The 13,587-nt window shown below is 73.0% G+C and carries 13 protein-coding genes; 5 read left to right on the top strand and 8 right to left on the bottom strand.

The annotated features are described in order from the left end of the window. Positions 1 to 27: 27 nt before the first annotated feature. A complete protein-coding gene (locus tag FXF51_RS40745) occupies positions 28 to 678 on the bottom strand; it encodes a response regulator (RefSeq protein WP_148440121.1) in 651 nt (216 codons plus the stop codon). Then, positions 675 to 2,618, bottom strand: a complete 1,944-nt coding sequence (locus FXF51_RS40740) for a sensor histidine kinase (RefSeq protein ID WP_148440120.1) — start codon at positions 2,616 to 2,618, stop codon at positions 675 to 677. Before FXF51_RS40740 ends, FXF51_RS40745 begins: the two co-directional genes overlap by 4 nt. 257 nt (positions 2,619 to 2,875) lie before the next feature. Between FXF51_RS40740 and FXF51_RS40735 the strand changes: the two genes are divergently transcribed. Further along, the gene (locus FXF51_RS40735) at positions 2,876 to 3,484 is read left to right on the top strand and encodes a hypothetical protein (protein WP_148440119.1); all 609 of its coding nucleotides are present in this window, start codon (positions 2,876 to 2,878) and stop codon (positions 3,482 to 3,484) included. A gap of 232 nt (positions 3,485 to 3,716) precedes the next feature. On the opposite strand, the gene FXF51_RS40730 is transcribed toward FXF51_RS40735, so the two are convergent. Genes FXF51_RS40730 through FXF51_RS40715 form a run of 4 tightly spaced genes read right to left on the bottom strand, consistent with a single transcriptional unit; the run spans position 3,717 to position 7,436 of the window. After that, positions 3,717 to 4,367: a GntR family transcriptional regulator gene (locus FXF51_RS40730; protein ID WP_148440118.1), complete on the bottom strand. Its 651-nt coding sequence runs from the start codon at positions 4,365 to 4,367 to the stop codon at positions 3,717 to 3,719. 33 nt (positions 4,368 to 4,400) lie between these two features. Beyond that, a complete protein-coding gene (locus tag FXF51_RS40725) occupies positions 4,401 to 5,918 on the bottom strand; it encodes a tripartite tricarboxylate transporter permease (protein ID WP_148440117.1) in 1,518 nt (505 codons plus the stop codon). A 1-nt stretch (position 5,919) separates the two neighbouring features. Further along, the gene (locus tag FXF51_RS40720; RefSeq protein ID WP_148440116.1) at positions 5,920 to 6,444 is read right to left on the bottom strand and encodes a tripartite tricarboxylate transporter TctB family protein; all 525 of its coding nucleotides are present in this window, start codon (positions 6,442 to 6,444) and stop codon (positions 5,920 to 5,922) included. Continuing rightward, positions 6,441 to 7,436, bottom strand: a complete 996-nt coding sequence (locus tag FXF51_RS40715) for a Bug family tripartite tricarboxylate transporter substrate binding protein (RefSeq protein WP_148440115.1) — start codon at positions 7,434 to 7,436, stop codon at positions 6,441 to 6,443. Before FXF51_RS40715 ends, FXF51_RS40720 begins: the two co-directional genes overlap by 4 nt. 93 nt (positions 7,437 to 7,529) lie before the next feature. Here FXF51_RS40715 and tcuA point away from each other — a divergent pair, with 93 nt between their 5' ends. Continuing rightward, the gene (gene tcuA / locus FXF51_RS40710) at positions 7,530 to 9,008 is read left to right on the top strand and encodes an FAD-dependent tricarballylate dehydrogenase TcuA (RefSeq protein WP_262380144.1); all 1,479 of its coding nucleotides are present in this window, start codon (positions 7,530 to 7,532) and stop codon (positions 9,006 to 9,008) included. A gap of 44 nt (positions 9,009 to 9,052) precedes the next feature. Here the strand turns inward: tcuA and FXF51_RS40705 are convergent, their stop codons facing one another. Continuing rightward, positions 9,053 to 9,712, bottom strand: a complete 660-nt coding sequence (locus FXF51_RS40705) for a TetR/AcrR family transcriptional regulator (protein WP_148440114.1) — start codon at positions 9,710 to 9,712, stop codon at positions 9,053 to 9,055. A gap of 2 nt (positions 9,713 to 9,714) precedes the next feature. Beyond that, the gene (locus FXF51_RS40700; protein ID WP_262380143.1) at positions 9,715 to 11,040 is read right to left on the bottom strand and encodes a cytochrome P450; all 1,326 of its coding nucleotides are present in this window, start codon (positions 11,038 to 11,040) and stop codon (positions 9,715 to 9,717) included. 183 nt (positions 11,041 to 11,223) lie between these two features. On the opposite strand from FXF51_RS40700, the gene FXF51_RS40695 reads away from it, so the two are divergent. From FXF51_RS40695 to FXF51_RS40685, 3 genes are all read left to right on the top strand, one after another. Beyond that, positions 11,224 to 11,523, top strand: coding sequence for a DUF3817 domain-containing protein (locus FXF51_RS40695; protein ID WP_262380142.1), 300 nt, complete (start codon positions 11,224 to 11,226; stop codon positions 11,521 to 11,523). Between the two features lie 426 nt (positions 11,524 to 11,949). Next, positions 11,950 to 12,594: a TetR/AcrR family transcriptional regulator gene (locus tag FXF51_RS40690; protein WP_148440112.1), complete on the top strand. Its 645-nt coding sequence runs from the start codon at positions 11,950 to 11,952 to the stop codon at positions 12,592 to 12,594. 117 nt (positions 12,595 to 12,711) lie between these two features. Continuing rightward, on the top strand, positions 12,712 to 13,587 hold an 876-nt coding region (locus FXF51_RS40685; RefSeq protein WP_148440111.1), incomplete at its 3' end, for a hypothetical protein.

Genomic DNA, 13,587 nt, shown 5'->3' with positions numbered 1-13,587 from the left:
CGGGACATAGGTGCGTGTGGGGGGTGTCTACTCGCCCAGGCCCGCGCGGCGGGCGCGGACCACCGCCTGGGCGCGGTCGGCGACCTGGAGCTTGGCGAAGACGGACGTCAGGTGGTTCTTGACGGTCTTCTGGCTGAGGAAGAGCGCCCGCGCGATCTCCGCGTTGGACCTGCCGGACGCCAGCAGATCGAGGATCTCCCGCTCCCGCGAGGTCAGCTCGGGAAACGGCCCGCTGCCAGGCCCGCTGGTCAGGAAGCGGCGGATCCTGCGCGCCACGCCCGCCCCGTACACCGCCTCTCCCCTGGCGACGGCGGACACGGCGGCGAGGAAGTCGGGGCCCGCGGTGCCCTTGAGCACGTAGCCGCGCGCGCCGGCCCGCAGCGCCGCGAAGACCGACGCGTCGTCCTCGCTCATCGTGAGGACGAGCACGCCGAGGTCGGGGCGGCGGTCGATGAGCCGCCGGGTCGCCTCGGTGCCGGACATGCCGGGCATGACGAGGTCCATGACGACCACGTCGGGTTCGAGGGAGAGCGCCAGCTCGACGGCCTCCTCACCGTCGCCCGCCTCGCCCACGACCTCGGCGCCGCCGACCTGTTCGAGCAGCGCTCTGAGGCCGTGGCGGAGCAGCGGATGATCGTCCACCAGCAGCACGCGGACGGGCCTCGCGGGTTCTGTCATAGGGGCAGCACCGCCTCCACGAGCGTCCCGCGCCCAGGCTCGGACGAACGTCGCAGCTCACCGCCCACCTCGGCGGCCCGCTCTCGCATGCTGCCGGATCCTACGCCCTCCCGCACCGGCACGGGCAGGCCGCGGCCGTCGTCGCGGATCCGCAGCAGCAGCCGGTCGGGCACGATCCTCGCGGTGATCTCCACGTTGGCGGCGCCGGCATGCTTGAGCGCGTTGGACAGGGCCTCCTGCGTGATCCGGTACGCGGCCACCTCCACGGCGGCCGGGAGCGCGGGCAGCGGGTCCGCGATCGTGACGGCGACGTTCGGCCCCGGCTGGGCGTCCAGCGCCAGGTCCTCCAGGGCTCCGGACAGGCCCAGCTCGTCCAGGGCGGGCGGGCGCAGATCGTGCACGATCCGCCGGACGTCCCCCACGATCGACTGGGTCAGCTCCCTGACGCCGGTGACCTGCCCGCGCAGCTCGGGCGGCGCCGTCGCCTCGATCACGTACAGTCTCAGCCCGATCGTGGTCAGGTCCGCGCCGAGGCCGTCGTGCAGGTCGCGGCGCAGCCGTCGCCGCTCCTCCTCGCGTGCCTTGACCAGGCGCTCGCGCGAGTCCCTGACCTCCGTGGCCAGCCGCACCGCCGCCAGCGCCACCGCCAGGTGCGGCGCCAGGTCGTCAAGGACCGCCAGGTCCGCCCTGGTCAGCGGCTCGCCCGGCGACCTGGGCGCCGCCCGCAGCTCTCCCTCCGTCCGCCCGCCGCTGAGCAGCGGGATGCGTACGCCGTCGTCCGGCACCCCGCCGAACATCGAGACGGGAACGCCCGCGGCAGTGACCACGGCGACGGACGGCAGCCGCAACGTGCGCGCCACCGTCTCCGCGGCGCCGTCGAGCAGCTCGGTCGGGGCGGCCGTGGCCTCCAGCCGGTGCCCCAGGTGGGACAGGGCCACGGCGGGCTCGCCCCGGTTCCCGAACAGCAGGCGGCCGACGGCCCGCTGCACGGCGTCGCGCACCGGCGCGAACGCCACCGCGACGACGCCGGTGGCCAGCAACGACTCCAGCACGCCGCTGCGCTCCCTGAACAGCGCGTTCAGGGTGGTGACGGTCGCCAGGTACGCGCCCAGCAGCAGCGCCGCCACCACGACGTACACGACGGTGCGCCGGATGAGCACCTCGATGTCGAACAGCCGGTAGCGGAAGATCGACACCGCGGTGGCCAGCGGCAGGGCCGGCAGGGTCAGCGCGAGCAGCCAGATCCCGGCGTACCAGGTGCCGCCGGTGTGGGTGGAGTCGATCAGCGCCGCCACCGCGATCGCGACGGCGGCCGGGAGCAGCGGCATGAGCTGGCGCCGGTCCTGCGCGCGCCGCACCCGCACGCCCAGCGCCACCGCCCCGACCAGGGCTCCCGCGCTGACCAGCACCCCGAAGCAGGCCGCGATGATCGAGGTGGGCACGAAGCCCACCGGGTTCGGCCGCTCGCTCCCCCAGACCCAGAGCAGGTCTCTGAACATCAGCACGACCAGCATCACGGCCATCGCCGCGACGAGCGCGCCCATCACCGGCCGCCAGCGCCGCGACGGCAGGCGGCCGTCCGGGAGGAACGCGGGCAGCAGGAACAGCGGCCCGAACCCGGCGAAGAACACCCAGTTGACCACCCAGGCGGCCAGGTCGGTGCCCGGCCATCCGTGGGCCTGGCCGTAGGAGCTGTATCCGCCCGCCAGCGCCTGCAACGCCAGCCCCGCGCCGCTCAGGCAGAACAGCCAGCCGATCGGGTCGCGGGACCGCCTGGTCACGATCAGGGCCCCCACCAGCGGGTACGTCAGGCCGACGGCGGCGTCGAGTATCAGGTAGGTGGCGTCGTGGACCGGGACGTTGACGGTGAGCACGGTGCCGATCAGGACGGCTGCCGCGGCCGCGCAGGGGATCACCCACGGCCAGGTGGAGAGGCGCACCCGCACATCGTCCCTTTCCCTCCCGAGCTGGGGCAATGGGACCAGGGTCCCGCTCGGGCCGGGACCTGGGAAGGACGTGACTCCGGGACCTCGGGTGGCTGCGATCCGGGACGTGCGGCGAACGGGGCGCGGCCTCTCGGGAAGGCGGGACCCGGTCGGGACCCCGCGCTCAGGCGGGCGGGACCGGCGGGCGGGTGGACTGACGGTCGTGCCCGGGGCGGGCCCGCCGTCCCGCACGATCCCCGAAGGAGAAGACCATGAACCTGCGTGTCCTGGCCGGTGGCCTGGTGGGCGCCGGCGGCATCCTGTTCGCCGTCGGAAACGTCCTGCACCCGCTGGAGCACAACGAGGCCGCGCACTCCGCCCCGACCTGGGAGGCGGCCCACCTCGTCTTCGCCCTGGGCGGCCTGCTGATCGCCGCCGGGCTGCCCCTGTGCGTCGCGCTCAGCCGGGAGTTGCAGGCGTCCAAGCTGGCCACCGTCGGCGCGGTGGTGCTGGCGGTCGCGTTCGCGGCCCTCGCGCCCGGCGCGTGGTTCGAGGCGTACGTCTCGCCGCTGCACGGGGCGGCCGAGCAGGTGGAGGCCGGGGGCGGGGGCGCGGTCAACGCGGCGGCCGGGATGGTGTGGATGGCGTCGCTGGTGGCGTTCGGGGCGGGGCTCGCTTGGCGCGGGGGTGTGCGGCCGGTGCGGCTGGCGGGGGTGGCGTTGCTGGTCGCGGCGGTGGTGCTGATCCTGGGGCCTGGGCTGCCCGTGGTGGAGGGGCTGGTGATCATCCCGGCTACGGTCGTGGCGGGGATCGGGTTGCTGGCGGTGGCGGTGGCGACGGCGCGCACGTCCGCCGAACCGGTGCCGGCCACCGTCCGATGAGCCGGACACCCGACCGGCGAGCCGCGTCACGCGACCCCGCACCCGGCCGGACGGACGCGTGACGCGCCGACCAGGCGCGCGCGCGGCAGACCGGCCGGGCGCACACCCGACGCGCCGACCAGGCGGGCGTGAGACGGACCGGCCGGGCGCACGCGTGACGCGCCGACCAGGCGGACGCACGGCAGACCGGCCGGACGGGCGCGAGGCGGGGCGGGTGGGGTGGGCGGGTGTGTCAGGCGTCGGTGTCGTCGGCGTAGATGTGCAGCCGCAGCTCCCGAGCCTTGGTCATGTGCTCCCGAGCAAGCCCGTAAGCCCGATCGGCGTCCCGAGCCCCGATCGCCTCGATGATCTCGGCATGCTCGGCGATGGCCTCGTCCCACCGCCCGGGCATGGACAGGGTGGTCTGCGGATAGCGGGTGAGGTGGTTGTTCAGCCGGGTGAGCAGATCGACGATGGTCCCGTTGTGGCTGGCGGCCCAGATGGCCTCGTGCACGGCCCGGTTGGCCTCGGCCATGGCGGCGGGCTCGGAGGCCGGGGTGGCGATCATGGCCTTCTGGGCGCGGGCGAGGCGGACGAGGTCGAAGTCGCTGCGGCGCTGGGCGGCGCCGGCGGCGGCGGTGGCCTCCAGCGCGATCCGCGCCTCGTAGATCTCGAGGATCTCCTCGGGGCTGCGGGTGCGCACCCGCATGCCGCGGTCGGCGCGTTCGACCAGGCCGTCCTGCTGGAGCCTGCGCAGCGCCTCGCGGACGGGCGTGCGGCTGGTGCCGTAGCGTTCGGCGAGCGTGACCTCCACGAGGGCCGCCCCTGGGGCGAGGGTGCCGTCGACGATCTCGGCCCTCAACCGGTCGTAGACCTCGGACAGTGTGTCCTCCTCTCCTCGCATCACTGGCAGAGCTGAGCATACCGTTGTATGCAGTCACTCGGAGTCCTGGTCGGCGCTCGCCAGAGTACGGCGGCGGCCACGCATGATCGGCAGCACCACCGGGACGAGCAGCGACAGCGCGGCCGCCGCCCAGAGCACGACGGTGATCGGGCTCGACACCAGGATGGACGGGTCGCCTTCCGACAGGATGAGCGCGCGGCGGAGCTGCTGCTCGGCGAGCGGCCCGAGGATCAGCCCCACCACGGCCGGGGCCGCCGGGATGCCCGCCTCCCGCATCAGCAGCCCGAGCAGGCCGAGCGCGCACAGGACGACCAGGTCCGCGGCAGTGCCGCCGGCCGCGTACGCACCGAGCGCGGAGAACATGATCACCGCGGCGTAGATGAGGTAGGGCGGGATCGTGAGCAGCCTGGCCCACACCTTCGCCAGCGGCAGGTTGAGCAGCAGCAACATCACGTTGCCGACGTACAGGCTGGCGATCAGGGTCCACACCAGCGGCCCCGACTCCTCGAACAGGGCGGGCCCCGGCTGCAGCCCGTACGACTGGAACGCGGTGAGGATCACCGCGGCGGTGGCCGAGGTCGGCAGCCCGATCGTCAGCAGCGGCACGAGCACCCCCGCCGCGGCGGCGTTGTTGGCCGCCTCGGGCCCGGCGACCCCCTCGATCGCGCCCCGGCCGAACTCCTCGCGGTGGCGCGAGAGCCGCTTCTCCACGGTGTAGCTGAGGAACGTCGGGATCTCGGCGCCGCCGGCGGGCAGGCTGCCGATGGGGAAGCCCAGCGCGGTGCCGCGCAGCCAGGCGGGCCAGGAGCGGCGCAGGTCGGAGCGGGAGAGCGTGGCGTGCCCGCGCAGCGGCTGCACGGTGGAGCGGCCGATCCCGGTCATGACGCGGGTGAACGTCTCCCCCAGCGCGAACAGGGCGACCACCACGATGACCACGTCGATGCCGTCGAGCAGCGACTCCACGCCGAACACCAGCCGGGGCTGCCCCGTCTGGGAGTCGATGCCGACCAGCCCGACGGTGACGCCGACCAGGAGCCCGGCCAGGCCCTTGAGCAGGTTCGGGCCGAGCAGGGCGCTGACCGTGGTGAAGGCGACCGCCATCAGGGCGACGTACTCGGGCGGGCCGAAGCTGGTGGCGAAGCCGGCGACGGCCGGGGCGAGGAACGTCAGCGCGACGGTGCCGATCGTGCCGGCCACGAAGCTGCCGATCGCCGCCGTGGCCAGCGCGGCGGCGGCGCGTCCCGCCCGCGCCATCCTGTTGCCCTCGATGGCGGCGATGATCGACGCGCTCTCGCCCGGGGTGTTGAGCAGGATGGAGGTGGTCGAGCCGCCGTACATGCCGCCGTAGTAGATGCCGGCGAAGAGGATCAGCGCGCTGGAGGCCTCCAGCCGGAACGTGATCGGCAGCAGCAGGGCCACGGTGAGCGCCGGGCCGATGCCGGGCAGCACGCCGACGGCCGTGCCGATCGTCACCCCGATCAGCGCCCACAGCAGGTGCGTCGGCGTCAGCGCGCCGGCGAAGCCCTCCAGGAGGGGCACGAGCTGCTCCATGTCAGAACCCCCACGGTCCGGTGGGCAGGGTGAGCCCGATGACGCGGTCGAAGACGAGGAAGGCCAGCGCCGCCAGCGACCAGCCGCCCGCGTACAGCCGCCAGCCGTGTGGCGCGCCGAGCAGCAGGGCCGTGACGACGAAGAGGGCGGCGGAGCCGGCGACGTAGCCGATGACCGGCAGCAGCAGGGCGAAGGCGACGAGCGCGACGGCCAGCGCGCCCACTCTCAGGGCCGCGTGGCTGCGCAGCGGGTGCCCCCGGGTGGCGGTGCGCAGGTCGCGCAGGGAGCGCAGCGCCAGCCAGAGGCCGGTCAGGGCGAGCAGCACGCCCAGCGTGAACGGCGCCACGGCGGGGCCCATGGCGCTGCCGTCGTCGGGCAGCCGGCGGGCGTCCGCGATCATCACAGGGCCGGTCACGACCATGAGGCCGCCGAAGATGGCCGAGCTGATGGCGGTTCTTCTGTCGCAGGTCAGGTCCGGCTCGGGTTCGGGGGGCGCCGTGGCGGTCTCGTTCGTCTCCGTGGTCACAATCCGATCTCCTTGAGAATCTGCGCCACCCGGCCCTGTTCCGACTGGACGAACTTCTCGAACTCGGGTCCTGCCAGTGCGGCGTCGCCCCAGCCGCGCTCGGCGAGCGCCTGGCGCCAGGCGTCCGTACGCGTCATGTCGAGCAGCATCTGCTCCAGCGCGCGCTCCTGCTCGGACGTGATCCCCTGCGGCGCGACCACGCCGCGCCAGTTCTGCAGCTCGACGTCCAGCCCCGACTCACGCAAGGTGGGCACGTCGGGCAGCGCGGGCAATCGCTCCGGGCTGGACACGGCGAGCGCCCGCACCTGCCCGCCCTTGATCTGCGGCATGACCTCCGAGACCCCCGAGATGCCGATGGTCGAGCGGCCGGAGAGCAGCGTGGTGAGCGCCTCGCCGCCGCCGGAGTGGGCGACGTAGCTGACCTTCGCCGGATCGGCGCCGACGGCCTTGGCCATCAGCCCGGCGAGGATCTGCTCGACGCCGCCGGCCGAGCCGCCTGAGATCGACACGGCCGGCAGGTTCCGGCGCATCGCGTCGGCCGCCGCCTTCATGTCCTTGAGCGGGGAGTTCGCGGCGGCCACGACGACCTGGTAGTCGGTGGTGAGCCGGGCCAGCGGGACGGTCTCGGACAGCGAGTGCGGCGAGTCGTTGGACTCCACCGCGCCGATCATGATGAGGCCGGTCGTCATGAGCTGGCTGGGGTCGCCGTTCAGCCGGACGAACTGGCTCAGCCCGATCGTGCCGCCGGCGCCGGCGACGTTGTACACCTCGCTGCGGCCGACGAGGTCGCGCAGCGCGGCCTGCATCTCCCGCGACGTCTGGTCCCAGCCGCCGCCGGGCGCGGCGGGCGCCATGATCCGTAGTTGTCTGCCGTCAAGTGCGCGGGTCACGGCGGAGCCCGCCCGCTGGTCGTCCGCCGGCGCGGTGGCGACGAGCGCACCGGTCGTGAGCAGCGCGACCACGAGTGGGGCCCACCGCCTGATAGGAGTCATCGAGCCCTTCACCGCTCCCCGAGTCCCGTTGTCAGAATCTATGGTGTACGACTGTATACACTCACATGCAATTGAGAACAAGACCTGGAGGGCATGATGCAACTCGGGAGCGACGACTTCGACGTGGTGGTGGTCGGCGGCGGCAACGCCGGGTTCAGCGCCGCGCACGCCGCCGCGGAGCGTGGCCGCCGCGTTCTCCTGCTGGAGAAGGGCCCCGAGCAAGGGGCGGGCGGCAACAGCTACTACACGGCGGGCGCGTTCCGCATCGTGCACGACGGCCTCGGCGAGCTCGCGGACCTGCTCGACCCCGACGCCCGGCACGCCGCCACCGTGCTGCCCTCCTACCCGGCCGCGCAGTTCGCGGCCGACATGGCCAAGGTCACCGGCGACCGCAACGACAAGGCGCTCACCGACGTGCTGATCAGCCAGAGCGCGGGGACACTGCGCTGGCTGCACGGCAAGGGGTTGCGCTTCCGGCTCATGTACGAGCGGCAGGCCTACCCCGGCGACGACGGCCGCCAGGTCTTCTGGGGCGGGCTGGCCGTCGGCAGCACCGGCGGCGGCAAGGGCCTCATCGAGCAGCACACGCGGGCGGCGCGGCACGCGGGGGTGGAGCTCCGCTACGGCGTGCGAGCCCGCGGGCTCACCCTCGAAGCAGGCCGCGTGACCGGGCTGACCTGGGAGGACACCGACGGCCGCAGCGGCTCGGTGCGCGCCGGATCGGTGGTGCTCGCCGCCGGCGGCTTCGAGGCCGACGCCGGCATGCGGCGCGAGCACCTCGGGGAGGGCTGGCAGCGGGCCAAGGTGCGCGGCACGCCGTACAACACCGGTGACATGCTCGCGGCGGCGATCGCCGCCGGAGCGGGCACGCACGGCGACTGGAGCACCTGTCACAGCGTCGCCTGGGACGCCTGGTACGCGGAGAACGAGAGCAACCGCGAGCTCACCAACCAGCTCACCCGCGGTGGCTACCCGCTGGGCATCGTCGTCAACACCGACGGGCGGCGCTTCCTCGACGAGGGGGCGGACTTCCGCAACCTCACCTACGCCGAGTACGGCGCGCGCATCCTCGCCCAGCCCGGAGGCGTGGCCTTCCAGCTCTTCGACGCCGCCACCCGGCCGAAGCTGCGGGCCGAGGAGTACGACATGCCCGGCGCGTCCGTCGTGACGGCCGGCACCCTCGACGAGCTGGCCGCGGGGATGGGGGTCGACGCGGCGGTGCTGGGGCGGACCGTCGCGGAGTTCAACGCCTCCATCGACCGGTCGGTGCCGCTCGACCTGTCCGTGCTCGACGGGCGGGCCGCCGCCACCACGCCGCCCAAGTCGAACTGGGCCGTTGCGCTGGAGCGTCCGCCGTACCACGCGTTTCCCGTGACGTGCGGGATCACGTTCACGTTCGGCGGGCTGCACGCCGACACGCACGGGCGGGTGCTCGACGGGCGGGGCGATCCGATTCCGGGGTTGTTCGTGTGCGGGGAGATGCTGGGCGGGCTGTTCAGCGGCAACTACCCGGGCGGGACCGGGCTCACCTCGGGCGCGGTGTTCGGCCGCCGGGCGGGCTCACTCGCCTGACCTGGCCTCGACCTCGGCCCTCGCCTGACGCGGCCTCGGTCCGGTCACTCGCCTGAGGCGGGCGGGCGGCCTGGGCGGTCCAGGCCGGCGGCCAGGTCGCCGATCGCCTGGTCGATCTCCTGGCGCAGGAGGTCCATGGGCGGCGTCTCGTCGGAGTCCCCGGCGTGCTCCAGCCACCGGCTCAGCACGACCCGCAGCGCCGTGAGGGACGTGGCCGCGCACAAGGCGGGATAGATCCCGATCGGGGCGGGCTGGAGGCGCTCGACGATGGCGTCGGCGAGCGCCTTCTCCTGGGCGGCCATCACGGCCAGCTCCTGCGGCAGCAGCGACGGCGTCCTGCGGATGAGCCTGCTGGCCCTGATGTAGTCGCGGCTGGCCGCATGGTCCTGGTCGAAGACGGTGAGCACCGCCTCCCGCAACGCCCGCAACACGGACTCGGCGGCGGGCCTGGCCCGGAACTCGGCGATGACCGCCTCCGCCCCGGCCGCGGCCGCCGCGACCACCGCCTCCTCCTTGCTGGAGAAGTAGTTGAAGAACGTCCGCAACGCGATGTCGGCCTCGGAGGCGATCCGCTCGACGGTGACGTTCTCCACGCCGTCGCGCAGCGCCAGGCGCAGGGCCGCCTCCCGCAGGGCGGCCCTGGTCGCCTGCTTCTTGCGCTCCCGCCGCCCGATCACGGCAGCGGGCACGGGGGCGTCAGGCATGGTCAGGCCCAGGTGACGGGCAGGGAGTGCACCCCGAAGATGAGCATCTCGTTGCGCAGCGGCACCTGGTCGGCGGGCACCGTGAGGCGCAGGTCCGGCATCCGGGTGATCAGCTCGCTCAGCCCGACCTTCATCTCGGCCCTGGCGAGCTGCTGCCCCAGGCACTGGTGGATGCCGTGGCCGAAGGCCAGGTGCGAGGCGCGGGGCCGGTGCACGTCGAGGCGGTCCGGGTCGTCCCAGTGGCGGGGGTCGCGGTTCGCCTCGGGCGTGGCGATGATCACCGTGCCGCCTGCGGGAATCTTCACGTCGGCGATCGTAACGTCTTCGATGGCCACCCGGCTGACGCCCATCTGGATGATGGACAGGTAGCGCAGCAGCTCCTCGATCGCGTTGTCCATCAGCGACGGGTCGGCGCGCAGCGCGGCGAGCTGGTCGGGGTGCTCCAGCAGCGCGAACGTGCCCAGGCCGAGCATGTTGGCGGTGGTCTCGTGCCCGGCGCCCAGCAGCACCAGGGCCACGTCGGTGAGCTGGGCGTCGGTCAGCGGCGGGTCGGCGTCGTGCACGAGCCCGGACAGGATGTCGTCGCCCGGCTTGGCGCGCTTGGCCGCCACCAGGCCCTGGATGAAGCCGTACAGCTCCATGCCGGCCTGCATGCGCTCGTCGTCGGGGGTGTTGGAGTTCAGCGCGATGGCGGTGCGCTCCTGGAACTCGGCCCGGTCGGCGTAGTCGACGCCGAGCAGCTCGCAGATGGCCAGCGAGGGGATGGGCAGCGCGTACGCGGGCACGAGGTCGGCCTCGGTGCCGGCGGCCCGCATGGCCTCGATGTGCTCCACGGCGATCTCGCGCAGCCGTGACTCCAGCGCCCGCATCCGCCGGACGGTGAACTGGCCGGTCAGCAGCCGCCGCAGGCGGGTGTGCTCGGGCGGGTCCATGAAGACGAACATGCCGTCGGTACGGGTTTCCACCTTGGGCGCGACGACCCCAGTCCCTGATGCGCCGCCGTTCGCCGCGGCGGTGAGCTGCTCGACCTCGTGCGGCTGCAGCTTGGTGACGTCGGGGTAGCGCACCCGGTCGGAGCTGAAGCGGGAGTCGGCCAGGACGGCGCGCGCCTCCTGCAGCCCGGTGACGAGCCAGGTGGGGGCGCCGTTGAGGAGCTGGAGCGGCTGGATCGCGCCCTGCCCGCGCCGCTCCCGCACGCCGGGCGGCGGATCGAACGGGCAGCCGCCCCTGTCCACCAGGTCCGCCGGCAACATCCGGCGGATCTGGGTCGGGGACTCCGTCACCCGCCCGTTCTGGCCCTCGGTCTGCTGCTCGCCGGAGATCGCCATCGCCACATCCTCTTCTCGGGCGACGGGCGACGGGCGACGCCGCGCGACCGCCCGTCGCCAAGCCAGGGTCGGAGCCACCCTACACGTCGAACATGCACGACGCGCATCAATGCACGCCGTGCATGTTCATTCGTCCTCTACAGCTTGTAGAGTGAGGCGCAATATCGGGCGAAAGGGTGGATTGTGCTGCGTTGGTTCCGGGCCGTTGCAGTGGCCGAGGCGTGCTCGTGGGCGGGGCTGCTCGTCGGGATGTTCTTCAAGTACGTGACCGAGACCGGCGAGCTCGGCGTGAAGATCTTCGGGCCGGTGCACGGGGCGCTGTTCGTCCTGTACGTGGCCGGGGTGCTGCTCTCGGCGCGCGAGGCGGGCTGGAGCAGGGGCGCGGTCGTGCTCGGGCTGGCCTGCGCGGTGCCGCCGTTCACCTCCCTGTGGTTCGAACGGCGGATGGCGGCGCGCACGGCCGCGGCAGGACAGCCCGCCTGACCCGCCGACGACGGGAGCGGCGTCCCGGTCAGCTCGGCGCACGCCGCGAGCAGGGCGTCCTGGAGGTCGTGGTCGCGCGGCCACGTTGTGGATCACCGCGTCGAACGGGCCCGATTCGTTCGCCTGCCGTGCCAGCGACCGCATCTCCTCGCAGCCGCCCGGCCATCAGGCCGAGCCCGTCGGCGGATCCGGTGATCAGAACGCGCGACAGGGTTCTCCTCGCTGGCCAAGAACAGCAAAACCCACAAATCTCAGCGTTACCTGGTGTTGTGGCGGACGCTGATCGCCTGGCCGAGGAGTGGAGATGGCAGACGTCGCCCTGACGATCGCGATCTTGGTGATCCTGGGGCTGGTCGCCGGGAGGAGGCCTGACGATGATCGTCAGCATGCCGGTGCGGCTCCCCGGGGTGCACTAGCCTTGCCGCCGTGAGTGACGGCAAGAGGCCTGGCAAGAAGGCGCAGAAGTCGGCGGAGACCCGGCGGCGGTTGCTGAGCGCCGCCGGAGAGCTGTTCGTGGCGCGGGGTTACGGCGCGACGACGTTGCAGGAGGTCGCCGACAGGGCGGGCGTGGCCGTGCAGACGGTCTACTTCGTGTTCGGCAACAAGCGCCGGCTGCTCAAGGAGCTGGTGGACGTCACGATCGCGGGCGACGACCTGCCGGTGGCGACGCTCGACCGGCCGTGGTTCCGCGAGGCCATGGCGGCGGGCAGCGCCGAGGAGCACCTGCGCGGCCACGTGGCGGGCACCCGCTCCGTGCTGGAGCGGGTGGCGCCGATGACCAAGGTGCTGGAGATCGCCGCGGCCACCGACCCGGAGGTCTCGGAGATGTGGCCGGACAAGGAGGACCCGCGCCACGTCGTGGCGACGGCGGCGGCGCGCGAGCTCATGGCCAAGCCGGGCGCGCGCGGGGAGGTGCCGGTGGAGGAGGCCGCCGACCTGCTCTACGGGGTGCTGAGCCCCGACCTCTATCTGCTGTTCGTCCGCGAGCGCGGCTGGACGCCCGAGCGGTTCGAGCGCTGGGCGTACGAGACGTTGCGCGCGCAGCTCTGCGCGCCCCGCCAGACCGTGTAAGGGGTTTTGACACAGTCTTGTCACGATCACCGTAACGGTAGGTCGCCTTCCCCTCATGCTCCGTTATGGTCCCCTCTTGTCCGCAATAGGGATGACCTTTACCTACATAGGAGGACCATGAGGGGCAAGAACAGAGCGACCACCCTGACCGCGGCCATGGCGCTCGCCGCCGCTCCCCTGCTGGGGGCCGCCGCCCCGGCCACGGCGCAGACCACGACCGCGCAGGTCACGTCCGCGCAGGCCGTCCAGAACCAGGCGCTCGACTGGCTCTCCCTCGATGCGCTCAGCGGCTCGAAGCTGGTGCAGCGGATCAAGGAGCTGCTGGGCAAGGGGTACGTCCCCCAGGCGCTGAGCGTGACCGACGCGGCCAGCCCGCAGTACACGTCCGTCTGGGTCAAGGACGCCGCCCGCAAGGTGAGCGTGCTGCAGGGCCTGTCGGCCACGGACCTGCCGCGGCGCATCGCGGAGCAGGCCAAGCTGGGTTACCAGCCCAAGCTGGTCACCGGCACGGGCACCGGCCCCGGCGCGGTCTTCGCGGTGGTCTTCGAGAAGACCACGCAGCTCGTCAAGTCGGAGCTGGCGCTGACCAAGGAGACCCTCGTCAAGGTCAACGCCGAGCTGAGCGCCGCCGGCTACAGCATCGCCTCGCTGGACGTGTACGGCACGGTGGAGAAGCCGCTGTACGCGGCCGTCTGGGTGGCGGGCGCCGCCACCGGCACTCTTCAGGTGACGCTCGGCCAGACCGTGGAGCAGCGCGGCCAGGAGCTGCTGGCCAAGGCGAAGCAGGGCCTGCGCCCGGTGCTCATGGCCGTCGGGCCGGGCAAGCTGTACTCGACCGTGTGGGCCAAGGGCGGCGCCACCGGCCTCAAGGAGTACCTGAGCCTGTCGAAGGTGACGTACGCGGTGAAGGCCGCGCAGCTCAGGACGATGGGTTACCGGCCGCAGATCGTGAGCGCGGAGGACGGCGTCATCGCGTCGGTGTGGAGCAGGAGC

The organism is Nonomuraea sp. PA05 (assembly GCF_008086045.1).
GTDB classification, from domain to species: domain Bacteria; phylum Actinomycetota; class Actinomycetes; order Streptosporangiales; family Streptosporangiaceae; genus Nonomuraea; species Nonomuraea monospora.
Note: the sequence above shows the minus strand (reverse complement) of the source record. Positions and strands in the feature narration are given on the sequence as shown.